Origin of the sequence: Actinomadura sp. 9N407, from assembly GCF_044326315.1 — a bacterium.
In the GTDB taxonomy this organism is placed as follows: Bacteria; Actinomycetota; Actinomycetes; order Streptosporangiales; family Streptosporangiaceae; genus Spirillospora.
Genome location: NZ_JBIRAW010000005.1, coordinates 71819 through 94643, shown reverse-complemented (window position 1 = coordinate 94643; position 22825 = coordinate 71819). Strand labels below are relative to the sequence as shown.

The window sequence follows — 22825 nt, the reverse complement described above, 5'->3', positions numbered from 1 at the left end:
GTTCAGGTACGGAGCGCCAGGCGGCGTTCGAGGACGATCGCGCCCCGGCCGGCGATCAGGCCGGCGGCGCGCTCGCGCAGGTCGCGGGGGTGCGGGCCGGTGATCCCGGTACGGTCGACCAGATCCGCCCACTCCAGCAGCGATTCGGCTCCCAGCAGCGGCGCACCGCAGCGATCGTGGACCTGGGCGGCGGCCTCGAAGTGCTCGCCCGCACGGTCGGGGGCACCGGACGCGGCGGACAGCAGTGCCAGGTAGTGGTGGCCGCAGTGGTGCCCCACCGCCGAGGTACCGAACGTCTCGCCATCCGGTGCGAGCGCCTCGTACAGCGGCCCGATCAGGTCCTGGCGGCCGAGCCGGCACGCGGCGAACGCCAGGTTGTCCAGGGCCGGGCGCTGGGCCAGGTCCTCGCGCGGGATGAGGCCGTGCGCGGCCAGGACGCGTTCGAGCGCGGGGCCCGCCTCCGCGTCGTCCAGCTCGCACAGGAACCGCAGGATGGCGTGCACGGGATCGATCTGCGGGCTCTCGGAGGCGCGGCGGAGGCGTTCGCGCAGCTCGCCGAGCCGTCCCTGCAGGCGGCGGATCTCGGCGAGCTGCTCGGCGTGGAAGGCCAGCGCCTCCAGCCGGCGGCCGAGCCTGAGCCCCATGTCGAGCGCCTGGACGGAGGTGCGTTCCGCGTCCTCGATGTCGCCGCGCAGCAGGATGAGCCCCGTACGGCACATGCCGACCAGCCAGACCAGGTGCGGCTGCGCCAGCCGCCGGGCCAGCTCGTCGGCCTGGTCCAGGCAGGTGCCGACGGTCTCCATGTCGCCGCGTTCGAGGATCGGCGGGATGCGCTGGAACGTGGCGTGGAAGAGGGCGAGGTCGTCCCCGGTACGGAGCGCGGCCCGCAGCATCTCCTGCCCGTCGCGGACGCGCCGTTCCAGCGGCTCGGCAGGGATCACCGTCAGGCTGCGCAGCCCGAGGACGCTGACGAGGGTGGCCGGATCCCCGGACTCACGGGCAAGGGCCACCGCCTCGTCGCTCAGCGCGTACCGGCGCTCGCCGTCGCGGGCCCAGGTGAGCTCGGCCGCCAGCTGTGCCGTCAGCAGCGCGCGGGCCCGCAGATCGGCCGGGTCGACGAGCGTCCGCGCCAGGGTCAGCAGCTCGATCCGGCCGGTGTCGGCGGCGGCGGTCATGCTGAAGAAGCCGCGGTCCTCGGCGACCGCCGCCGCCACGACCAGGTCGCCGCGCCCGCACTCGCGGGCCAGCGCCGCCCCGCGCGCCAGCGTCGGGCGCGCCTCGGGATCCCCGGCCAGCCACATCGCGCGGCCGCAGTGGACCAGGGCCTCCGCGCGCCGCTCGGGCGCGGAGCCGGGCACCCGGGTGAGCAGTTCGAGGAGGCTGCGCCACCAGGTGACGGCCTCGCGGTGCGCCAGCCTGGCCAGCGCCTGCCGGGCGGCGTCACCGGCCGCGCTCGCGGCCTCGGCGGCACGGGCGGGATCGTGGCCGCCGCGCGCGGCGGCGAGCAGGTGGGTGGCCACGACGTAGGGGCGCGACTCCATGACCTGGGGGTCGGCGGCGCGCAGCGCGTCGGCGATCCGCCCGTGCAGCAGCGCGGCGCGCGGCGGGGACAGCGCCCGGTACGCCGCGGACCTGGTCAGCTCGTGCGAGAACTGGCAATCCCCGGTGGCGGCCATCGTGACCAGGCCGGTCGCCATGACCTCCTCGACGAGATCGACGAAGTCGGCCTCGCCCGCGCCGAGCGCGACCCGCAGCGCGGCCGAGCCCATCTGCTCACCGGCCGCCAGGAGGTTGACGAGGTTGCGGGCCTCCGGGCGCAGCCGCGCCAGCCGCGCGACGACCATCCGGGTGACCGAGTCCGGTACCGCGATCCGGTCCAGCTCGTGCCCGGCCACCAGTTCCCTGGCCACCTCGCTGACCAGGTACGCGTTCCCGCCGGTGATCAGGTGCAGCCGGGCCGCGCCGGCGGCCGAGCGGCGGGCGACCGAGCGCAGCGCCTCGGTGACGTCGTCCAGGCCGAACGGCGTCACCGGGACGACCGTGCTCTCGGCCTCCAGCGCGTGCCATTCGGCGGCGGCCGGGCCCGGCGCGTCCGCCGCGACCGGCCGCGAGGTCGCCAGCACCAGCAGCGGCAGGCCGTCGGACTCGAAGATCAGCGTGCGCAGCATCTCCAGCGACTCGCAGGTCGCCCACTGCAGGTCGTCGATGACCAGCAGCACCGGGCCGACCGAGGCCAGCCGCTCGATCAGCGTCCGCGCGGCGGCGGCCAGCTGGTAGCGCTCGGACACCGGCTCGGTCGCGGGCGGCACGGCCAGCGCCAGCGGCGGCACGGCCAGCGAGGGAGCCAGCCGGACGAGCTGCCCGCAGCTGCGGTCGACACCGGCGCGCAGCAGCAGGCCCGGGGCGTCGCGGGCCAGCCGCTCCACGGCCGCCGCGATCGGCTCGTACGCCTGCCGCGCCGGATCTGTGCAGCGGCCCGCCAGCACCGTGAAGCCCCGGTCGGCGGCGCGCCGGGCGGCCACCGAGGCCAGCCGGGTCTTGCCCACGCCCGGCTCGCCCTGCAGGATCACCACCCGGGTGCCCAGCTCGGCCGCCGCCAGCTCACCGTCCAGCAGGCCCCGCTCTGGCTCGCGGCCCACGAACGGAAGCACGTGTCCGGTGTCCAGCCAGGCCGGCAGCCGTACGGCCGGGTCCTCGCCGGCGTTGCGCCACAGCAGTTCGTACGCGCGCAGCGGGGCGCGCAGTCCCTTGGCGGGCAGCGGCCCGCGATCCTTGAACTCGTGCCCGCCGCGGCCCCGCGCCAGGCGCCGCACCAGCTCCGTGCACAGCACCTGGCCGCCCCCGGCCAGGTCCACCAGCCGGGCGGCCTCGACCGTGGGCAGCCCGCTGATGTCGTGCTCGTGCCAGCGGACGTCGCCGACGCTCAGCGCGGCCCGTACGGCGACGGGCTCGGCTGCCCGCTCGCTCTCGCCGGCCATCGCGCGCTGCACGGCGGTCGCCGCCTCGAGCCCCGCCGTCGCCGACTCGAACACCGCCATCAGCCCGTCCCCGAGGCTCTTGGTGTAGACGGCCCCGGCGGCGGTGACCGCCCCGTACAGCGCTTTGTAGATCCCCTCGAAATGGCCGTCGGCGAGCCGCTCGCCGAGCCGGGCCCGGGTCGCGGTCGAGTCGACGACATCGGTGAACAGGACGGTGGCGGTGGTCAGCGCGCCGGGTGCGGGGGTCCCCATCACGTCGTCCGTTCGTCCCGCCGGCGGCGCGGCGGGCGCAGCGGGGCCAGCGGTGCCCGGACGGCCCGGCGCGCCTTGCGCCGCACGCCGCGGGCCCGCCGCGCGGCGGGCGCCTGCCGGAGCCGCCAGCGGCGGGCCAGGGGGCCGGGGATCTGGAACGGGGCACCGCCGCCGGAGTAGCGGTCGGCGTAGGTGATCACGACCATCCGGCCGGCCCGGCGGATCAGCCCGCGGACCACCGGCCGCAGCAGGTCGGGCAGCCAGGAGATCCGGTGCGCGGCGCGGGCGGTGGCGAACATGGGCGCCGCCCACCAGGCGGGACGGGGCACGCCGAGCATGCGCGGTACGTCGCGTACGCCGTGCTCGGCCTCGGCGAACAGCCAGTGGACGAGGCTGCGGGGCAGCTGGCGCCACCCCACGAACATGAAGCCCTCCATCTCCTCCAGCAGCGCCGCCATCAGCAGCTTGCCCTCGGGGGTGGGCGCGAGCCCGCGGCCGAGGTGGGCACTGATGGCGTCCACGTCGGCCAAGGTGAGCGGCGCGTCCCGGCACGCCTCGACGCCCATGAGGTGGCCGAAGACGCTCCACGCGTAGAGGTTGGCGGCGCGGTCCTCCTCGCTCAGGTCTACGCCCATCCGCTCCATGGCCTCCCAGGCGACGAGGGAGAAGTCGAGCAGCGTGGCCAGCAGGAGCTCCTGGTTGACGGGCGGTCCGTCGGCGGCGGTGTCCCAGCCGTCGGGGCCGTCGCGTTCCAGCAGGAGCGCCCGTACGCACGAGTGCAGCAGCCGCAGGCCGATCGCCGACGTGTGGCCGCGGCCGCCTGGAGCCAGGGCGCCCGCCTCCTCCAGGCCCATCACGTCGATCAGCATCTGCCCGGTCTCGGCGACCCGTCTGGTCAGGTCGCCGGTGGCCAGGTCGGACACGTGGGCCAGCACCCGGGCACCGGCGGGCGCCGCGTACGCCAGGGGCAGCGCGGTGAAGAACAGCGAGACCGACTGGTAGAGGCCGTACTGGGTGAAGACGCGCTGGCCGCGCTCGATCAGGGCCGCGTCGTGCCCCCACTCGGGCAGCCCGGTGTCACGGGCGAGCTCGTCCAGGAGTTTCACGGCGTCCGGCGGCGCTGCCGCCCGCGGTGCGCCTGGCGCTACCGCGCCGCGCGCCTGCTCCTTCATCCGGCCCAGGTCGCGGATCAGGGACCGGACGAGCGCGCGCGAGTCGGCGAACTCGGGATGGTCGCGCCGGTACCCGGCGACCATCGCGTCGATCTCCGGATCGGCCATCGCCCGCAGCCGCCGGAACCCGGCGTCGGTCCAGCGTTCGGTGGCCCCCGCACCCATGACGTCATCCCCCGCCGTCGACCGGATCCGCTGAACGCCGTTTATCGCGGTTCCGCCATGAGCGCTGGGCAGCGGAAATTGACAGCGACATTTTAACGGCGGGTCCGCGAATTCTCCGGTACAGATACATGGGTGTCCCTATCCGGCCATTCCGATAAGAGGCGTGCGGGGACGTTCAGGGCGTGCTGCGCCGCCGCAGCGCCTCGATGTCCATCAGCACGATCGTGCGGCCCTCGATCGCGATGACCTTGCGCGCGGTCAGCGAGCGCAGCGCCCGGTTGACCGCCGGCCGGGACGCCCCGATCAGCGCCGCCAGGTCGGACTGGGTCAGCTTGCGGTCGATGACCGCGCCGCCCGGCTCCCCCGGCCGCCCGCGCGTCCCGTGCTTGCCCGCCAGCTGGAGCAGCAGCTTGGCCAGCCGCCCGCCCAGGTCGAGGAACGCGGTGTCGGCGGCCCGCTCGGTCAGCCGGCGCACCAGCCGCCCCAGCATCAGCAGGAACTCGTCGGCCAGCGCCGGATGCTCGCGCATCAGCGCCAGCAGCTGCTCGCGCGACAGCGAGAACAGCCAGGTCGGCTCCGCCGCGACGATGGACGCCGAGCGCGGCGCCCCGTCCAGCAGCGCGATCTCGCCGAACGTCTCGCCGCCGCCGAGCGTGTCCAGCACGATCTCGGCGCCGCGCTCGGTCGCGAAGACGACCTTGACCAGCCCGTCCACCACGACGTAGAGCCGGTCGCCGGGATCGCCCTGATGGAAGATGACCTGGCCGGCGCCGTGCCGGCGCAGCAGCCCGGCCGCGACGGTGGCCGCGATCCCGGCCTCCCCGAGCACGGCGAACAGCGGAACGGCCGCCAGCACGCCGGCCACCCGCTCGTCCTGCGTCTCCATGAATGGCACTGTACGGCCGGGTGCGCCGGGAATGTGCCGCAGATGACAGCGGAACTGTGTCCGCGGAAACAGCGCGAATTGCGATCTTGGCGGACCCTCGTCCCATGACCGCAGATCCGTTCCGTTCAGGGACCGCGGGCAGGGACGCGTCGCCGGCCGCGGAAGCGGAGCTGATCGCCCTCGTCGCCGCGGCCCGCGAGGGCGACGCCGACGCCTGGCAGCGGCTGGTGGAGAGCCACAGCGGGATGCTCCGGGCCCGGATCCGGCGGTTCCGGCTGGGCCGCGAGGACGCGCAGGACGTCCTGCAGAACACCTGGCTGCTGGCGCTGCAGAACCTGTGCCGGCTGGAGCAGGAGCGGCGGATCGGCAGCTGGCTGGCGACGATCGCCGCGCGCGAGTCGCTGCGGCTGCTGCGGCGGTCGCGGGAGGTCTGCGTCGACGACCTGGAGGCCGTCGACCGTCCCGGCGACGACGACGCGGCCTCCGTCGACCGCCGGCTCGCGCGGACCTGGCTGAACCGCACCCTGGCCGAGGCCGCCGACGAGCTGCCCGCCACGCAGCGCGAGCTGTTCCGGCTGCTGGCCGAACGGCCCGAGCTGCGCTACGTCGAGGTGGCCCGCGAGCTGGGCCGCCCGATCGGCAGCATCGGACCGTCGCGGGCCCGCTGCCTCGTCCGGCTGCGCGGCCTGCTCGAGGAACGCGGCGTCACGCCGGACCTGCTCGTCTGACCTGGGGAACAAATGGAGGGACGTCATGGGCTCAGCGGGCGCCGGTCGGAGAACGCGGCGAGGTCGACCCGCGCCAGCGCGTCCGCGTCGGGGTCGGCCCGCAGCGGCGAGCGGTACAGCTGCCGCAGGATCGGTACCCGCGTCCGGCGCCGGGTCGCCTGGCCCTGGCGCCACTCACGGAACGGCTCGGGGACCTGCCCGTCGTCCATGTCGGCCAGCAGCCCGTCCGCCGTGGGCGGGACGAACGGCGCGGCGAACAGCTCGGGGACGGTCAGGTACGTGCGGAAGAAGGCGACGATGAACCGCATCCGGTCATCGAAGTCGAGCCAGTCGGTGACGCCGTCGGCGGCCCTCTCGGGGTCCGGGACGTAGTCCTCGATCAGCTTGCGCACATCGGCGTCCCTGATGGGCGCCCACAGCGGCTCGGTGGCCGCTCTCCGCGGGGGCGGGAGCGGCCGGCCGAGTCGGATCCGCCCGATCGGCGTGACCATCCCCATCATGTGCCGCGTGTAGAACCCGGCCCACCACCGCTCGGCCTGGCGGACCGGCCACGGCTGCGACGCGTGCGGGGCCAGGTACACCTCCAGCCGATGCGGCGCCTGCCCGGTCAGCACGCCGCGCAGCCAGTGCCACGGTGCCCGCATCAGCCAGCGCGGCGGCCGGTACAGCACCAGCTCCAGGGCCTGCTGCGCGCGCTGCTGCTCGTACGCGACCAGCGCGACGTTGGCGCCGAGGACCAGTTCGGCCCGCAGCGCGGGGTCGGGCTCGTCCTTGGCCCTGGTGAACATCTCCACCACCGTGTCCAGGAGCGTCTCGTCGGCCGGCGACAGCAGCCGGGTGAGGAACGCCGGGCGGCGGGCCTGGGCGGGCGCCCCCTCGCCCGCCGGGGCACCGCCGCCCGGACGTTCCGCCTCCCGCGACTCCCGCACCCGTACCGAGTACTCCGGCCCGCCGGCCCACAGGTCGGCGGCCAGGCTTCCCATCTCCAGGAAGATCGCCCGGTTGGCGAGCGCGAGGCCGAGCCGGTAGCTCGGGCCGAGCAGGGCCAGCAGCACGTGCCGGAACGGGCGCCGCAGCGCGTTCGGCACGTTCAGCCGGCGCCCCGCCTCGGCCAGGAACGGCGAGCCCTCCGACAGGTCGAGGTTCTCGCTGACCGTCTTGGACGCCCACACCGCGAAGCAGTACCAGTTGTTCGCGTCCCGTCCCAGGTGGCGGGACAGGTCCAGGGCCAGGCGATGGTAGGCGAAAGCGATGACCCTGGCCTCATGCGACGGCTCCCGATCCTGGTACGACGCGATGCGCACGATGTCGTCCACCGTCAGCGGCCGGTGGGGGCGTGATGGCTCCATATTGGTGGAGAGTACGGAGCGGCCGTCCCTGATACATCGTCAAGCCGCAGTAGGGTTCGGGCCATGGACGACGAGGTTCCGCCGGAGCTGGCCGGACACCCGGACCGCCTCCGCTGGAACGGGAAATACGGCACCGCGGGCGCCTCGTTCACCCCGCACCGCCTGGCCGTACGGGCGCTGTCCCAGCCGCCGCCGGACGGCCCCGTCCTCGATCTGGCGTGCGGCCCATCGGGAAGCACCCTGCTGGCCGCCGAGCACGGGCGCCGGGTGACGGCGGTGGACGTGTCAGAGGTGGCGCTCGCCCTGCTCGACGCGGAGGCCCGCCGCCGTGGCGTCCGCGACCTGATCACCTTGATCCACGCCGATCTCGGCGAATGGACGTCGGCCGTGCCCGGCGGCTTCGCACTCGTCCTGTGCACCGGCTACTGGGATCGCGCGGTGTTCGCTCCGGCGGCGGACGCCGTGACGGCCGGGGGCCTGCTCGCCTGGGAGGCGTTCACCGTGGACGCGCGCCGCGTACGGCCCCGGCTCCCCGCCGAATGGTGCCTGGCGCCCGGCGAACCCGCGTCCCTGCTCCCGGCCGGCTTCACCGTTCTCGACCAGCAGGACGTACCGGACCCCGAACACGGGACGAAGCGCGGCCTCATCGCCAGGCGCGTCGGACCGTCCTGAACCAGGAATCCAGCCGATCCGGGTGTAAGGAAAGCGTCCGCCGAGGGACTACTCCACGACACTGACCCCACACCCGGACGGAGGGCATCCGTGGAGGATCCCGCCTCACGGTTCACCCGCCTGTACGACGAGAACTACCGGCGCGTCCTGGCATACGCGCTCACCCACGCAGAACCGCACACCGCCGAGGACATCGCGGGCGAGACGTTCCTCATCGCCTGGCGCCGCCTGGGCGAGGTGGGCGACACGCCACTGCCGTGGCTGCTCGGCGTCGCCCGCAACCTGCTGCGCAAGCAGCGCGACGGCAGCCAGCGCCGGCGGATGCTCGCCGAACGCGCCGCCGAGCTGGCCGGACCGGACGAGCGGGCCGCCTGGGACATCGCCGACCACGTCGTCGAGCGGCACGTCGCGCTCGCCGCCGTCGCCGCGCTGCCCGAACGCGACCTGGAGATCCTGGCGCTGGTCAACTGGCACGGCCTCGCCCCCCGGGAGGCCGCGGCGGTGCTGGGCTGCTCGGCACCGACCTTTCTCGTACGGCTGCACCGCGCCCGCAAGCGGCTCGCCCGCGCGCTCGACCGGCACGGTTCCAGCGCGGCCCCCGGCCCCCGCACCGCCACGGTCGCCCGGGAGGCGGCCCGATGACCTCAGGAGCGAAGATGAAGCAGACCATCGATCCCGACCGGACCTTCCACGCGCTCCGGCCCGCCGTGCTCGACGAGCTGGCGGACGAGGCGTACGAGCGGCGCCGTGACGGCGACCTCGCCCTGGCGATGCGCGCCGCCCCGGCCGGAACCGGCACGCGGCGCACCGGCACGCAACGGCGGCGCTCGGTACTGCTGCTCGCCGGCGCCACCGCGGCGGCCTGCGCCGTTGGCGCCGGTGCCGTCGTCGCCACCGGCGGCAACGGCCCGGACGTCGGCCAAGGGCCCGCCACGCCCGCCGATGCCCGGAAGTTCCTGCTGGTCAGCGCGCAGGCGGCGGAGAAGGCACCGGCCGGCACGGGAAGTTACTGGTACGTCCGGACGCGGCAGACCTCGCTGATGGCCGGTCACCATACGGTCGTGGAGAACGGCCGCAAGGTCAGGAGGCGGCTCCCGTACACCGTCCACCTCGTCACGCCCGGGGAGGTTTGGGTCGGCGGCACGATCCGCAAGAGCAGCGGCGTCACCACGACCACGTTCCCGACGGCCGGCGACCAGGCGAGATGGCGGAAGGCGGGCTCCCCGTACCACGGAGCGCGGCCCAACAAGGAGCAGGTCTGGAACGGAAAGGACGGACGGCTCGAGGTCGGGAACCGGCCGATGACGCTGAAGCAGCTGGCGGCCCTGCCCTCCGACGCACCCCGCCTGGAAGCGTTCCTGCGCAAGCAGTACGACAGTGACCGCAAGGACGCGGCGAACCGGTACGTGGGCGGCTTCCGCGGCTATGTCTGGGGAATCGCCCACAGTCTGCTCGCGGGGCCGCTCTCGCCGAAGACCAAGGGGGCGCTCTACAAGGTCCTGGCGCAGCAGCCGGGCATCCGGCTGAAGGGCCGGGTCACGGACGCGCTCGGCCGGCACGGCATCGCGGTGGTACCGCCGGCCTCCACGGACGGCGGGGCGCGCATCGGGTCCCAGCTGATCATTGCGCCGGCCACCGGAGCGCTCCTGGAGCACGCGACCTGGGAGGGCGAGGACCGCAGGGAGGCGACGACGTACGAGGCGATGGGCTTCGTCGACCGGCTCGGCGCCCGGCTGGGCTGAGAGCGGCGGGCGCGTCGCCGGCGCGCCCGCCCTTCCCGGTAGGTTCGAGGGCATGCGAGCCATCAGCCAGGACGTTCTCGGCGGACCCGACGTACTCAAGGTGATCGAGAAGGACCGGCCGGAGCCGGGCCCGACCGAGGTCCTGGTACGGGTGCACGCGGCGGGCGTCAATCCGACCGACTGGAAGCACCGGGCGAGCGGCCTGTATCTCGGGCAGCCGCCGTTCGTGCTCGGCTGGGAGCTGTCGGGCGTCGTGGAGGCCACCGGCGTCGGCGTGACCCTGCACAAGCCGGGCGACGAGGTCTTCGGCATGCTGACGTACCCGCAGGGCGCCGGCGCCTACGCCGAGTACGTGACCGCACCGTCCCGGCGCTTCGTCCGCAAGCCGGCGAACCTCGACCACGTCCAGGCGGCGGCGCTCCCGCTCGCCGCGCAGACCGCCTGGCAGGCCCTCGTCGACACCGCCGGGCTCGGGAACGGGCAGCGGGTGCTGATCCACGCCGCCGCGGGCGGGGTCGGCCATCTGGCCGTCCAGATCGCCAAGGCGCGGGGCGCGTACGTGATCGGTACCGCCAGCGAGCCCAAGCACGCGCTGCTGCGCGAGCTGGGCGCGGACGAGCCGATCGACTACCGGAGCACCGACTTCGCCGAGGCCGTACGGGACGTGGACGTCGTCCTCGACACGATCGGCGGCGACTACGGGCCGCGCTCGGTCAGGACGATGCGGCCCGGCGGCGTCATCGTGACCATCACGCCGCGCGACGTCCGGGTCCCCGAGGACGCCGGCGTCCGCAGCGAGGTGCTGCTGGTGGAGCCCGACCACGCCACGATGAAGGCGATCGCCGCGCTGGCGGGGGCGGGTCGGCTGCGGGCCGAGATCGACACCGTGCTGCCGCTGGAGGAGGCGGCCCGGGCGCACGAGCGCGGCGAGACCGGCCGCACCACGGGCAAGATCGTCCTCACGGTGGCCTAGTCCCCGTGGTCTAGTCGAGCGGGCGCCAGGGCGACTCGGGACGGGTCGGAAGGGCCGTCGCCGCCACGCGCAGGCCGTAGGCGGGCGCGTCGCCGTACGGCGGCGGCACCGTGCCGAGGTAGGCGTGGCCGGTCATATGGCACCAGGCCGCCAGGTCCAGGGGCGCGGCCGGATCACTCGCGATCAGATGCACGATCGTCCCCTCGGGAAGCTCGGCCAGCCTGCCGCGCAGCTCCAGCAGCAGCCGCACGCAGGACCGGTCACCGCCGTCGATCACGATCGGTGCCACGGGCTCCGCCCGGCCGCCCTCCCCGTCCTCGCCCAGCATCGCCCCGCCTTCCGTCCAGGTCTGAGCCGATCCTAAGGCGTCCCGAATACGATTTGGCCCCGACGGCGGGAAGCGCTAGAGTACTGGGCTCTTCCCCCCACTTCTCAGGTAGGCGCACGCCACACGCGCTGAGGGTCGAAACGAACCGGAGAGCAGCTTCCGGGGCGAGATCCGGAGTCTGCCGCCTCCAATCCGCACTCGTTTCCGCCGAAAGCCGAGGCCCCACGCCCATGGCCGTTTCCGCGACCCTGCCCGCCGAAGAAGACCCCGAGATCAGCGCCGAGCGCGCGTACCTGGCGACCGCCCGCACCGCTCTCCAGCGGATGCATCACGACGTCGTCACCACCGAGACGCAGCTGACCGCCGCCGCCGAGGACAACGACAACTACACCGAGCGCTACTACCAGCGCCGGGCGCGGGAGCTGCGCGCGCTGGCCCTGGTCGACCTCCCCGACGTCCCGCTGTTCTTCGGGCGCCTCGACTTCGACGCCGACCAGGCCGAGGTGGGTACGCAGCGCCTCTACATCGGGCGGCGGCACGTCCACGACGGGGCCGGCGATCCGCTGGTGATCGACTGGCGGGCGCCGGTCTCCACCGCGTTCTACCGCGCCACCCGCGACGACCGGCACGGGGTACGGCTGCGGCGCCGGTACGGGTTCTCCGGCGCGGCCGACCTCACCGCGTACGAGGACGAGCCGCTGGCCGGGCCGGGCGCCGACGGTGCGGCCGAGGCCGCGTCGTCGTTCCTGGCCGCCGAGATCGAGCGGCCCCGCTCCGGGCCGATGCGCGACATCGTCGCCACCATCCAGCCCGAGCAGGACGACCTGGTCCGCGCGCCGCTGGAGCAGACCGTGTGCGTCCAGGGCGCTCCGGGCACCGGCAAGACCGCCGTCGGCCTGCACCGCGTCGCGTACCTGCTCTACACCGAGCGCGACCGGCTCGGCCGGACCGGCGTCGCGGTCGTCGGTCCCAACCGCTCCTTCCTGTCCTACATCCGGCGGGTGCTGCCCGCGCTGGGCGAGGTCGACGTCACCCAGACCACCGTCGAGGAGCTGATCGGCCGGGCGGGCGCGGACCGTCCCGAGGACCCGGCGGTCGCGCGGCTCAAGGGCGACGGCCGGATGGCGGCGGTCCTGCGCCGGGCGCTGTGGCTGCACGTCACCAAGCCCGCCGAGGGCCTGATGTACGCCAAGGGCACGTACCGGCACCGGGTGGCCGACCACGAGGTCAGCGAGATCGTCGCGGCCCTGCGCGGCTCGATGCGGTACGGGCCGGGGCGGACGGCCGCGGCCAAGCGGCTGGCGCACGCCGTGCTCGTCCAGATGGAGCGGCGCGGCGAGTCGCCCGACGACCGCACCCACAACGCGGTCGCCCGCTCGCAGCCGGTCCGGCGGCTGCTGGACCAGGTCTGGCCCAAGCTCGTCCCTGAGCAGGTGCTGTTCCGGCTGCTGTCGGACGCCGCGTTCCTCGCGAAGGCGGCGAAGAAGGACCTCACGCCGGACGAGCAGGAGCTGCTGCTGTGGGGCAAGCCGGCGCGGTCATGGCGGTCGGCCAGGTGGGCGGCCGCCGACTCCGCTCTCCTGGACGAGCTGGGCGATCTCATCGAGCGCACGCCCTCGATCGGCCACATCGTGCTCGACGAGGCACAGGACCTCAGCCCGATGCAGTGCCGCGCCATCGGGCGGCGCGGCGCGACCGGCTCGCTGACCGTGCTCGGCGACATCGCGCAGGGGACCAGCCCCGCCGCGACCGGCGACTGGCCGGAGCTGCTGCGCCATCTCGGCAAGCCGGACGCCCGGCTGGAGACGCTGGCGCGCGGCTACCGGGTGCCCGCGCAGATCATCGACTACGCCGCCCGGCTGCTGCCCGTGATCGCCCCGGGCCTCGGCGCGCCGACCTCGGCCCGGCGGTCCCCCGGCGCGCTGCGCGTCACCCCGGCAGCGGCCGAGGACCTGCCGGACGCGGTGGTCGCGGCCTGCCGGGAGTGCCTGGAACGTGAGGGGTCGGTCGGCGTCATCGCGGCCGACGCCGCCGTCCGCACGGTCCATGAGCGGCTCGCCGCCGAGGGCCTGGCGCCCGCGCTGCTGGGCGACAGCGAGAACGCCCTGGAGGAGGGCAGGCTCGTGTGCGTCCCGGCCACGCTCGCCAAGGGACTGGAGTTCGACACGGTCGTCCTGGTCGAACCGGCGCGGATCGTCGCGGCCGAGCCCCGGGGCCTGCACCGCCTGTACGTGGTGCTCACGCGGGCGGTCAGCGCGCTGCACGTGTTGCACGCCGAGCCGCTGCCGGACCCGCTCCGTACCGCGTGACCCGGCCGACATGGCCCGCGCCGTAGACCGGGGCCGGCGCCGGATCGTCCTGGACGCAGCGCGGGATCAGGGAGCGCGGCCCTCCGCGCCGACCTCGTACAGGCGGACGACCCGGTCTCGGGTGGCGAAGACCTCGCGCCAGCCGGGTCGGGGACGGACGATGTCGCCCCACACCGTCCGGGCCGACCTCTTGCAGAGCGAGCAGGTGTGCCCGCGCTCGGTGTCGTAGAACAGCACGAGGTCTCCGGCGCGTGGCGCGGCAGGCTGTCCGGGCCGTACCGCCTGGATCTCGGCGGACCAGGCCGGCCCGCCCCAGAAGCCCTGCCGGTAGATCGGGAGGATCTTGCGGGTGCGCGGGTCGGTCCATATCCGCGGGTACGTGCCGTCCCGGTCGTGCATCCAGGACCGCAGCGCCTCCAGCTGGGTGCCGCCGCCGATCCGGGTGCCCGGCGCGCCCCACCATGAGCGGGCGGCGGTGCCCGTGACGGTGGCCGCCACGGTCAACACGAGCACGGCGGGCAGGACGGCTCGTACCCGCTCCTTAACTGGGACGTCGCGCGCGAGCAGCCAGAGCAGCCCGAGTCCGCCGAGCACGAGCGCGGGGAAGATGGGATACCAGTACCGGATCAGCTGCAGGCGCAGTTTGGGCGCGCTCGGATCGAGTACGCCGCCGAACAGGGTGAGCGGCACCCACAGCAGCACGCACGTCGCGACGAGCACGGCCATCCGGCGCGGCCGCAGCAGCCCACCCAGCAGCGTCAGCCCGAGCATCGCGACGAGGAACGCGCCTTCGGGGTAGGTCCGCAGGGTCTTGGGGAAGCGCAGGACGTACAGCATCCGTGGCTTGTCGCGGTACGTGGAGGCGATCTCCGGGCTGGACGGCCGCTGCCCGTGGCCGGTGACCGACAGCAGGCGGGCGAGCGGATCCCCGTACAGCCGCCAGCACAGCAGCAGTTCGGCCAGGCCCGCCGCCACGATCGGCGCCGCCGTCCAGAGCAGCCCGGCCAGGCCCGCCCTGCGGTAGAGCAGCACCGGGATCACCGGCCAGACGAACACGATGAACTCGCGCGTGAGGTACGACCAGCCGAGCAGGGCGCCGATGCTCAGCAGCACGAGCCGGCCGGGCGGGTCGTCGCGTTGCCGGACGGCGACGGCGATGGCCAGCGCGCAGGTGAAGAGGCCGACGGCGAGCACGTCCGGGAGCAGGTCGGTGGAGTCGGCGAAGACCGGCGTGGCCGCGACCACGGTCAGCCCGCCCGCCGCCCCCACGGAACGGGCGAACAGCAGCGTCCCGAGCGCGTAGGTGCCGAGCAGCAGCGCCAGCGTGGCCAGTACGGGCACCACCCCGTACGCGGCCTGGGAGTGGCCGAAGACCGCCATCGCCAGCCGGGCCGGCACGATGAGCCCGAAGCGGGTCATCTGATGCATCTCGGTGGTGGCCTCGACCGGATCAGGGAACCGGGCCGCGGCCGTCAGGTAGTTGACCTGGTCCGACGGGACGGGTGTGCGCAGATGGGCGAGCAGTACGGCCGACCACCCCAGGACGAGCACCGCCGGGACGAGCCGTGCCGGGTCGGCCCGGCCGCGCGCCGCCGGTTCCGGCGGCTCGTCGTGGACGGGTCGTGAGGTCGTGCGCGCGACCCCACGCAGATTGGCGATCACGCCCACAACCTGCCCGCACCCTCCCACCGGGCGGGTGCAGGAGCGGTGAACGAGGGATGAATTCGATCGCGATGACCGCGCCGATTCCGCCCCCGGGACGCGGCCGACCACGGGCGCCGGGACGCGACACGCGGGGGCTCGCCGGAGGGGCGTCCGATATCGGACAGCAAATGGCGCCTCGCCCGCACGACCGTTCCGCCTGCATATCGAGCACACACCCATGAAAGTGAGCGTTCTGCCATCAAAAGGGCAGAGCAGGATCTATGGCCGCCACAAGATCATCTAAGTACACTTCCACTCCGTTTGCGGAAACGGGGCAGTTCAACAGGGGAGTGAGCCGGTTGGCGGACAAGGACGATGGCGCGGGCTCGCGCGGCCGTGCGCGCACCCAGCCGATCCGGCGCCGGATCGCGCTGCTCCTGCTGGTCCCGCTGGTGTCGCTGGTGGCCCTGTGGGGGTTCGCCGCCAACCTCACGCTCGAGGCCGCCCTGCAGCGCTTCGACTACGACGCGGTCTACGAGGACGTCGGCGTACCGGCGAGCCTCGTCATCGCGACGGTCCAGCAGGAGCGCGCGACGGCCGCCGCCGCCCTCGTCGATCCCGGCGCGGGCGCGCAGCGCTACCGGCAGATCAGGCCCAGGACCGACGCCGCGGTGGGCGCCTTCCGCAAGACGGCCTTCTCCGACGCCGCCCGGTCGGCGACCGACGGCAAGGTGATCGCCGGGCACATCGCGGGGCTCGACAAGTCGTTCAACGAGCTGGGCGCGCTGCGGGCCCAGGTCGACGCCGGCGAGGTCCGGCCGCTGGAGGTCATCGAGGGCTACAGCCGGATCACCGAGACGACGATGCGGCTGCTGAGCACCATGGCGGGCATCGACGACGGCGACGCGTTCCGGCAGACCGTGGCCATGACCAACGCGTACTGGTCCATGGACTACATGCTGCGCCAGGACGCCCTGGTGTCGACGCTTCCCCGGAACGGCCGGATGAACGCCGCCTCGCGCACCGCCTTCGCCCGGTGGGCCGGGAGCGGGAACCAGCTCTTCGGCGTCGCCCAGACCGGGCTGGGCGGCGAGCTGGCCACGCTGTTCGGCCAACTCGCGGCGTCAACCGAGTACACCGCCTACCGGACGCTCGAGGAGAAGATCGCCGCCACCGGTTCCGCCGCCGGCCTCGCCCAGTGGCGGCCCACCATCGACGCGCTCACCCCCAAGTGGGCCAAGGCCAGCACGACCGCCGGGGAGACGCTCAGGGGCGAGATCCAGCCGGCCGGGGAGCGCATCGTGCTCCAGCTCGTCCTGGCGGGCGGCGTCGGCCTGCTGGCCGTGGCCCTGTCGATCCTGCTGTCGCTGCTGTTCGCCCGCACCCTGGTCAGCGAGCTGCTGGCGCTCCAGCGGGCGGCCCAGGAACTCGCGCACGAGCGGCTGCCGCGGGTCGTGGCCCGGCTGCGCCGCGGCGAGAGCGTGGACGTCGGCGCCGAGGCCCCGGCGATGGCCGGCGGCAGAACCCGGGAGATCGCGCGGGTCGCCGAGGCGTTCTCCACCGTGCAGCGCACCGCCGTCGACACCGCGGTCGGCGAGGCCGAGCTGCGCAAGGGCATCAACCGGGTCTTCATCAACCTGTCCTGGCGCAGCCAGTCGCTGCTGCACCGCCAGCTGCGGCTGCTGGACTCGATGGAACGGCGCGCGTCCAGCTCCGAGGAGCTGGCGGACCTGTTCCGGCTGGACCACCTCACCACCCGCATGCGGCGGCACGCCGAGGGCCTGGTGATCCTGTCCGGCTCGCCCACCGTGCGGGCCTGGGACCACCCGGTGGCGGCCGAGGACCTGGTCCGCGCCGCGCTGGCCGAGGTGGAGGACTACACCCGGGTCGAGGTCACGGCGAACTCGCCGGCCGCGATCGCCGGCAACGTCGTCGCCGACGTCATCCACCTGCTGGCCGAGCTGATCGAGAACGCCGCGACGTTCTCCCCGCCGGCCACCGAGGTCACCGTACGGGCCGAGTCCGTCGCCAACGGGCTGGCGATCGACATCGTCGACCGGGGCATCGGCCTGCAGCCCGACCAGCTGGCCGAGCTCAACCAGCGGCTGTCGCACGCCGCCGAGTTCGACCTGGCCGACACCGACCGGCTCGGCCTGTTCGTGGTGTCGCGGCTGGCCGCCCGGCACGGCATCCGGGTCTCGCTGCAGTCCTCGCCGTACGGCGGGACCACGGCCATCGTGCTGGTCCCGAACGCGCTCGTGGTCGTGGACGGCGACCGCGCGCAGGACGCCGTCCCCCCGCGGCGGTCCATGGCGGTGGCCGCCGGTACGAGCCGCCCCGCGCGCATCGACCGGCCCGCACTGCCCGTACCGGGACCGCCCTCCTACACACCGGCCTCCGCCGCCGCGGCACCGCTGCCCGCACCCGTCCACAACGGCGACGGCCCCTGGGCGGGCGAGGGCCCGTGGTCGAGGGACGCCGAGACCGGGGAGTTCGAGCCCGAGTCCAGCGAACTCACCGGCCTGCTCCCCCGCCGCGTCCGGCAGCAGAACCTGGCGCCGCAGCTGCGCGCCAAATCCGAGGCCCCGCAGGCGGTCCCCGCCCCGCAGGAGGACCCCGACGCCTTCGAGGAGCCCACCCCCGAACTCAGCCGCGACCTGATGTCGTCGCTGCAGTCGGGCTGGCTGCGCGGCAGGGAACCCGGCGACGACGGGGACGGCACCGATCTCGAACCGAGCGACGAACGGGGACCACGATGACGCGGAGCCAGGCGGCCGGCGAACTCGGCTGGCTGCTCGACGACCTGGTGAAGCGGGTCGACGAGGTCCACCAGGCCGTGCTGCTGTCGCGCGACGGCCTGGTCATGGGCTGCTCGGAGGGGGTCACGCGCAAGGACGCGGAGTTCCTGGCCGCGCTGTCGTCGGGCTTCCACAGCCTGGCCAACGGCGCCCGCGAGCACTTCGAGGCCAAGCAGGTACGGCAGACCGTCGTGGAGCTCGACGGCCTGCTGTTCTTCGTGCTGCCCGCCGGGAACGGCAGCTGCCTGGCCGTGCTGAGCGACGCCGGCGGCAACGCCGGGCTGGTCGCCTACGAGACCGCGATGCTGATCAAGCGGGTCCGGCGGCAGCTGGGGGCGGCGCCCCGTACCGCCGACGACTCCGGCGCGGAGGCGCGGACCGGATCGACCGCCGAGCCGGGCTGAGAGGCAGCATGGACGCGCCGAGAGAGCGCTGGATCGGCCAGGACGCCGGGCCGATCGTACGGCCGTACGCGATGACGCGCGGGCGGACCAGCCCGCGCGGCGCCCCCCTCGACCTGGTCGCCATCCTGGTCGCCACCGGGATCGAACCCGGCGAGCGGATCCGGCTCACCCGCGAGCAGCGGCTGCTGCTGCGGCTGTGCCGGCGCCCCTCCACCCCGGCCGACCTGGCCTCGGACGCCGACCTCCCGCTCCGGGTGGTCCAGATCCTGCTGGACGACCTGTGCCGGCACGGCCTGATCGAGCGGCAGCCGCAGCCCGCGACGGCGGCCGAGCGCCCCGACGCCCGGATCCTGATGAGAGTGCTCGATGAACTTCGCCGTATCTGACACCTTCGCGTCCCCCGACGAGGTCGACGAGGACCCCCTCCACACGCTGAAGATCCTGGTGGCGGGCGGATTCGGGGTGGGCAAGACGACACTGGTCGGCTCGGTCAGCGAGATCCGCCCGCTGCGGACCGAGGAGACCCTCACCGACAAGAGCACCGGGGTCGACGACCTCGAGGGCCTGGAGCGCAAGACCACCACCACGGTCGCGATGGACTTCGGCCGGCTGACCTTCCGCGGCGGCGTCCGGCTGTACCTGTTCGGGACGCCGGGGCAGGAGCGGTTCTGGTTCATGTGGGACCAGATCGCCTACGGGGCGGTGGGCGCCATCGTGCTCGCCGACACCCGCCGGCTGACCGCCAGCTTCGCCTCGATCGACTTCTTCGAGCAGCGCGAGATCCCGTTCATCGTCGCGGTCAACTGCTTCGACGGCGCGCGCCGCTACACGATCGGCGAGATCCGCGGCGCGCTGGACGTCGACCCCCACGTCCCGGTCATGCTGTGCGACGTGCGCCGCAAGGACCTCGCCAAGAACGTCCTGGTCGCGATGGTCGAGCACGCCCTCCAGCACGCCGGCCCACCGCAGCCCTAAGCGTCCGTTCCGGGCCCGGTCACCACCGAGAAGTTGAAGTCGCCCGTACCGAGCTTTCCGTACAGCGTCACCCAGAGCAGCAGGATCCCCTCCATGCCGCGCGCGGCGGACAGCCCGCCGAGGTCGAGGATCTGGCCGGATCCCCAGCCGAACGAGCCCAGCAGCTCCGCGACCTCGGCCTTGGCGGGCTCGTCGTCTCCGCACAGGAACACGTTGTGGTGCCCCGGGACCAGCGAGGGCCGGACCATCACCGAGTTGTTCATCGTGTTCAGCGTCTTGACCATCCGGGCCTCGGGGAACGCCTGCTGCAACTGCTCGGCGACGCTGCCGGCCTCAGGAACGGCCAGCTTGGGCGGGAAGCCGCCGGAGAAGTCGAGCGGATTGGAGACGTCCACGACCACCTTGCCACGCAGGTTCTCAGCGCCCGCGGCGGTGAGGGCGTCGAGCGAGACCAGCCCGCCGGTGGCGTTGACGACCATTTCGCCCTGCGACGCCGCGTCGGCGAACGTCCCGTGCCCGCCGCCGGTCTCCCGCGCCCAGTCGGCCGCCGCCGCGTTCGCGGCGGTCCGCGACCCGAGCGTCACCTGATGGCCCAGCCCCGCCAGCCTGCCGCCGATCCGGCGGCCGACCTCTCCCGTCCCCAGCACCGCGATCTTCAATGCCCCGCCCCCTCGACCGGACGCCGGACGGGCGATCCCGTCCATCACCGTCAAGATCGAACGTTAGGCCGCGCGCCGGCCGCCCGCCAGAGGGCACCGCGAAGTGCCCTCTCCTGGCCACCGACCCGGGGTCAGGAGCGTTCGGCCAGGCTTCGCGGGCGCAGGTCGGTCCAGTTGAGCCGGACGTACTCCAGGCACCGCTCGCGCTCCTCGGGGCCGAACACGGCGGTCCAGCCGCCGGGCACTGCGGCGAACTCCGGCCACAGCGAGTGCTGGTGCTCGTCGTTGGCCAGCACGAGAAAGCGTCCGTCGGTGTCGTCGAACGGGTTGGTCATGGCGCCGTCCTTTCTGGACTGAGCTGGGTTACCCGGGCGTCGCGCCCGGCGATGGAACGGACGATCTCTCCGGTACGGACGGCGGTCATCGACAGCAGCGACGAGGCGATCCCGTGGGTGTGCTCGGTGGCGCCCTGGAGGTAGACCGACCAGGCGGACTCCGGGTCGGTGGCCAGGCGGTAGTCGCGCTCGACCACCAGCCGGCCCTCGGCGTCCTTGCGGCAGTGCTCGCCGGCCTCGCCGAGCAGGTCGACGGGGTTGCGCTCGCGGTAGCCGGTGGCGCAGACCATGGCGTCGGCCTCCAGCGGGGTCACCTCGCCGGTCGGCAGGAAGCGCACGTCCACCCGGACGCCGCGCTCGTCGGCGCGCACGGCGTCCAGGCGGGAGACGTTGAGGATGCGCAGCCGCTCGGCGCCGGAGACCTTCTCGGCGTACGAGCGCCGATAGAGCTCGTCGATGAGGTCGAGGTCGACGACCGAGTAGTTGGTGTTGCGGGAGTAGTCGAACAGCATCGTCTTCACGTCGGCGGGCGCCTGGAAGTAGTGCTCGGCGGCCAGCGGGTCGAAGATGCGGTTGGCGAACGGGCTGTCGTCGGCGGGCGAGTAGCCGTAGCGGGCGAAGACCGCGCAGACCTCGCTCTCGGGGAAGGTGCGGTGCAGGTGGTCGACGGCCTCGGCCGCGCTCTGCCCGGCGCCGAGCACGACGAAGCGCTCGGGGGTGCCGTCCACCCCGTCCAGCCGGGTGAGCAGGTCCTCGGTGTGCCAGATCCGGTCGCCCTGGCGGACGCCGTCGGGCAGCACCGGCTCGAGGCCGACCCCGATGACGAGGTTGCGGGTCAGGCAGGTGTGCAGGCCGTCCTGGCGGCGGACCACGACCTCCAGCGTCCCGGCGTCGTACGGGCGGACCGCGACGACCTCCGACCCGTACCGCACCAGGCCCTCGAACGCGCCGGCCACCCACTCCAGGTAGTCGTGGAACTCCAGCCGCGACGGGAACATCGTCTTGCCGTTGATGAAGTCGGCCATGCGGCCCTTGGCGTGCAGGTACGACAGGAACGTGTACGGGCTCGCCGGGTTGCGCATGGTGACCAGGTCCTTCAGGAAGTGGACCTGCATCGTGGCGCCCTCGATGAGCATGCCGCGGTGCCATCCGAAGGCCGGCTGCTTCTCGAAGAAGACCGCGTCCACGCCGGAGCCGTACTCCTCCTCCAGTGCCACCGCGAGTGCCAGGTTGGAGGGTCCGAAACCGATGCCCACAACGTCATGGACGGGTGTCGCCATGTGCGCCTCTCACGTCATGCTCGGGAATGTGCCGGAAGTGTCGGGAACGCCCCCGCGGCCGGTCCGGCCGCGGGGGCTCGGGGATCAGCCCGTCTTCTCGGCCTTGGCGGCCTGGGCGATCTTCGGGACGACCTGGTCGACCACGTACGGGACGGACAGCGGGGTGGGGGTGCGCAGCGGCCAGAACCCCTTGAGGTCCAGTGCCACGTACCCGCCGCGCTTGACCACGTCGAGATCGGCGAACACCTTGTTCTGCTCGATCTTCTTCTGGGTGGCCGCGTCGTCGTTGTAGTGGCTGATCAGGACGTCGACGTCCAGGACGGAGACCTTCTCCATGCTGAGCTCGGCGGCGAAGCCCTCACCGGACAGTTTGGCGATCTCGGCGGGCAGCGTCATCCCGAACTGCTCCAGCAGCTTGACGCTGGTGTCCTCCTTGGACTTCATCACGCCGATGTTGCCGTTCGGGAAGACGCTGGTGAACGCGACGCCCTTGCCGTTCAGCTCGGGGTGCGCGGTCTTCACCGAGGCGATCTTCGCCTCCACGTCGGCGACGAGCTTGTCGCCCTCGGCCTTGCGTCCGATCGCCTGCGCGGCCTGCTGGGTGATCTGCTGCCAGGAGTCCTCGGCCAAGCCGGTCTGGTACGCGGTGGTCGGCGCGAGCTTGGACAGCTTGGCGTACTCCTTGTCGATGGTGAAGTCGCCGCCGGCCAGGATGAGGTCGGGGCGCAGCGCCGCGATCTCCTCCAGGTTGAAGCCGGACTCGCCGATCTTCAGCAGCTTGGGCTTGGTCCCGGTGACCTTGGCCGTGGACCAGGGAGCGAGCCCGTCGGCCTGGACGCCGGCCAGCTCGGTCATCCCGACCGGCTGCACGCCGAGGGCGAGCAGGGTGTCCTGGTCGACCTCGCCGAGGGCCACGATCCGCTCGGGCTTCGCCTTGACCGTGGTGGTGCCGAGCTTGTGCGTCAGCGTGACCGGGAACGCTCCGCCGCCGGCGCCCGCCGTGGTGTCCGTGGGCTCGTCGTCGCCGCCGCAGGCCGTGACCAGGCCGAGGCTCAGCATCAGAGCGCCGGTGGCGGCCAGTCGGCGCATCCAACTGCTTTGACCGGGGGGCGTGGGGGGTCGCCCCCCCACAGAAATACGCCTCATTCGGGGGTTGTCCTTCCTAGGGTGTCGAAC

The 22825-nt window shown here is 73.6% G+C and carries 20 protein-coding genes; 10 read left to right on the top strand and 10 right to left on the bottom strand.

The genetic code is table 11. The annotated features are described in order from the left end of the window. Positions 1 to 2: 2 nt before the first annotated feature. The 3 genes from ACH34Q_RS09955 to ACH34Q_RS09945 form a co-directional block, all read right to left on the bottom strand. Entirely contained in the window at positions 3 to 3230 is a 3228-nt protein-coding gene (locus ACH34Q_RS09955) for an ATP-binding protein (RefSeq protein WP_395982520.1), read from the bottom strand. Then, positions 3230 to 4567: an oxygenase MpaB family protein gene (locus ACH34Q_RS09950; protein ID WP_395982519.1), complete on the bottom strand. Its 1338-nt coding sequence runs from the start codon at positions 4565 to 4567 to the stop codon at positions 3230 to 3232. Before ACH34Q_RS09950 ends, ACH34Q_RS09955 begins: the two co-directional genes overlap by 1 nt. Positions 4568 to 4742: 175 nt before the next feature. Next, positions 4743 to 5453, bottom strand: a complete 711-nt coding sequence (locus ACH34Q_RS09945; RefSeq protein WP_395982518.1) for a Crp/Fnr family transcriptional regulator — start codon at positions 5451 to 5453, stop codon at positions 4743 to 4745. 104 nt (positions 5454 to 5557) lie between these two features. On the opposite strand from ACH34Q_RS09945, the gene ACH34Q_RS09940 reads away from it, so the two are divergent. Beyond that, positions 5558 to 6181 (top strand): RNA polymerase sigma factor, encoded by a 624-nt coding sequence (locus ACH34Q_RS09940; protein ID WP_395982517.1) that lies wholly within the window; start codon positions 5558 to 5560, stop codon positions 6179 to 6181. Positions 6182 to 6204: 23 nt separating this feature from the next. Here the strand turns inward: ACH34Q_RS09940 and ACH34Q_RS09935 are convergent, their stop codons facing one another. After that, positions 6205 to 7530 carry a hypothetical protein gene (locus ACH34Q_RS09935; RefSeq protein ID WP_395982516.1) on the bottom strand — a complete coding sequence of 442 codons (1326 nt, stop codon included), beginning with the start codon at positions 7528 to 7530 and terminating at the stop codon, positions 6205 to 6207. A 63-nt stretch (positions 7531 to 7593) separates the two neighbouring features. Between ACH34Q_RS09935 and ACH34Q_RS09930 the strand changes: the two genes are divergently transcribed. From ACH34Q_RS09930 to ACH34Q_RS09915, 4 genes are all read left to right on the top strand, one after another. Continuing rightward, complete coding sequence (locus ACH34Q_RS09930; protein ID WP_395982515.1) at positions 7594 to 8202, top strand: class I SAM-dependent DNA methyltransferase; 609 nt, start codon at positions 7594 to 7596, stop codon at positions 8200 to 8202. Positions 8203 to 8292: 90 nt separating this feature from the next. After that, positions 8293 to 8844: an RNA polymerase sigma factor gene (locus ACH34Q_RS09925; RefSeq protein ID WP_395982514.1), complete on the top strand. Its 552-nt coding sequence runs from the start codon at positions 8293 to 8295 to the stop codon at positions 8842 to 8844. 14 nt (positions 8845 to 8858) lie between these two features. Beyond that, entirely contained in the window at positions 8859 to 9944 is a 1086-nt protein-coding gene (locus ACH34Q_RS09920; protein ID WP_395982513.1) for a CU044_5270 family protein, read from the top strand. Positions 9945 to 9996: 52 nt separating this feature from the next. Continuing rightward, complete coding sequence (locus ACH34Q_RS09915) at positions 9997 to 10917, top strand: NADP-dependent oxidoreductase (protein ID WP_395982512.1); 921 nt, start codon at positions 9997 to 9999, stop codon at positions 10915 to 10917. Positions 10918 to 10927: 10 nt separating this feature from the next. Here ACH34Q_RS09915 and ACH34Q_RS09910 read toward each other — a convergent pair whose 3' ends face one another. Next, positions 10928 to 11245, bottom strand: coding sequence for a sulfurtransferase TusA family protein (locus ACH34Q_RS09910; protein WP_395982511.1), 318 nt, complete (start codon positions 11243 to 11245; stop codon positions 10928 to 10930). Between the two features lie 230 nt (positions 11246 to 11475). On the opposite strand from ACH34Q_RS09910, the gene ACH34Q_RS09905 reads away from it, so the two are divergent. Further along, positions 11476 to 13554, top strand: coding sequence for a HelD family protein (locus ACH34Q_RS09905; protein WP_395982510.1), 2079 nt, complete (start codon positions 11476 to 11478; stop codon positions 13552 to 13554). 66 nt (positions 13555 to 13620) lie between these two features. On the opposite strand, the gene ACH34Q_RS09900 is transcribed toward ACH34Q_RS09905, so the two are convergent. After that, positions 13621 to 15216 carry a hypothetical protein gene (locus ACH34Q_RS09900; RefSeq protein WP_395982509.1) on the bottom strand — a complete coding sequence of 532 codons (1596 nt, stop codon included), beginning with the start codon at positions 15214 to 15216 and terminating at the stop codon, positions 13621 to 13623. 341 nt (positions 15217 to 15557) lie between these two features. On the opposite strand from ACH34Q_RS09900, the gene ACH34Q_RS09895 reads away from it, so the two are divergent. Genes ACH34Q_RS09895 through ACH34Q_RS09880 form a run of 4 tightly spaced genes read left to right on the top strand, consistent with a single transcriptional unit; the run spans position 15558 to position 19375 of the window. Then, complete coding sequence (locus ACH34Q_RS09895) at positions 15558 to 17957, top strand: nitrate- and nitrite sensing domain-containing protein (RefSeq protein WP_395982508.1); 2400 nt, start codon at positions 15558 to 15560, stop codon at positions 17955 to 17957. Next, positions 17954 to 18400, top strand: a complete 447-nt coding sequence (locus ACH34Q_RS09890) for a roadblock/LC7 domain-containing protein (protein ID WP_395982507.1) — start codon at positions 17954 to 17956, stop codon at positions 18398 to 18400. Before ACH34Q_RS09895 ends, ACH34Q_RS09890 begins: the two co-directional genes overlap by 4 nt. A gap of 8 nt (positions 18401 to 18408) precedes the next feature. Further along, a complete protein-coding gene (locus tag ACH34Q_RS09885) occupies positions 18409 to 18786 on the top strand; it encodes a DUF742 domain-containing protein (protein ID WP_395982506.1) in 378 nt (125 codons plus the stop codon). Beyond that, entirely contained in the window at positions 18767 to 19375 is a 609-nt protein-coding gene (locus ACH34Q_RS09880) for a GTP-binding protein (RefSeq protein ID WP_395982505.1), read from the top strand. The genes ACH34Q_RS09885 and ACH34Q_RS09880 overlap by 20 nt, the downstream gene beginning before the upstream one ends. On the opposite strand, the gene ACH34Q_RS09875 is transcribed toward ACH34Q_RS09880, so the two are convergent. The 4 genes from ACH34Q_RS09875 to ACH34Q_RS09860 form a co-directional block, all read right to left on the bottom strand. After that, the gene (locus tag ACH34Q_RS09875) at positions 19372 to 20079 is read right to left on the bottom strand and encodes an NADPH-dependent F420 reductase (protein ID WP_395982756.1); all 708 of its coding nucleotides are present in this window, start codon (positions 20077 to 20079) and stop codon (positions 19372 to 19374) included. The genes ACH34Q_RS09880 and ACH34Q_RS09875 overlap by 4 nt on opposite strands. An 86-nt stretch (positions 20080 to 20165) precedes the next feature. After that, positions 20166 to 20369 (bottom strand): MbtH family protein, encoded by a 204-nt coding sequence (locus tag ACH34Q_RS09870; RefSeq protein WP_395982504.1) that lies wholly within the window; start codon positions 20367 to 20369, stop codon positions 20166 to 20168. Further along, positions 20366 to 21649, bottom strand: a complete 1284-nt coding sequence (locus tag ACH34Q_RS09865) for a lysine N(6)-hydroxylase/L-ornithine N(5)-oxygenase family protein (RefSeq protein ID WP_395982503.1) — start codon at positions 21647 to 21649, stop codon at positions 20366 to 20368. Before ACH34Q_RS09865 ends, ACH34Q_RS09870 begins: the two co-directional genes overlap by 4 nt. An 84-nt stretch (positions 21650 to 21733) precedes the next feature. Continuing rightward, a complete protein-coding gene (locus ACH34Q_RS09860) occupies positions 21734 to 22738 on the bottom strand; it encodes an iron-siderophore ABC transporter substrate-binding protein (RefSeq protein ID WP_395982502.1) in 1005 nt (334 codons plus the stop codon). Positions 22739 to 22825: the final 87 nt, after the last annotated feature.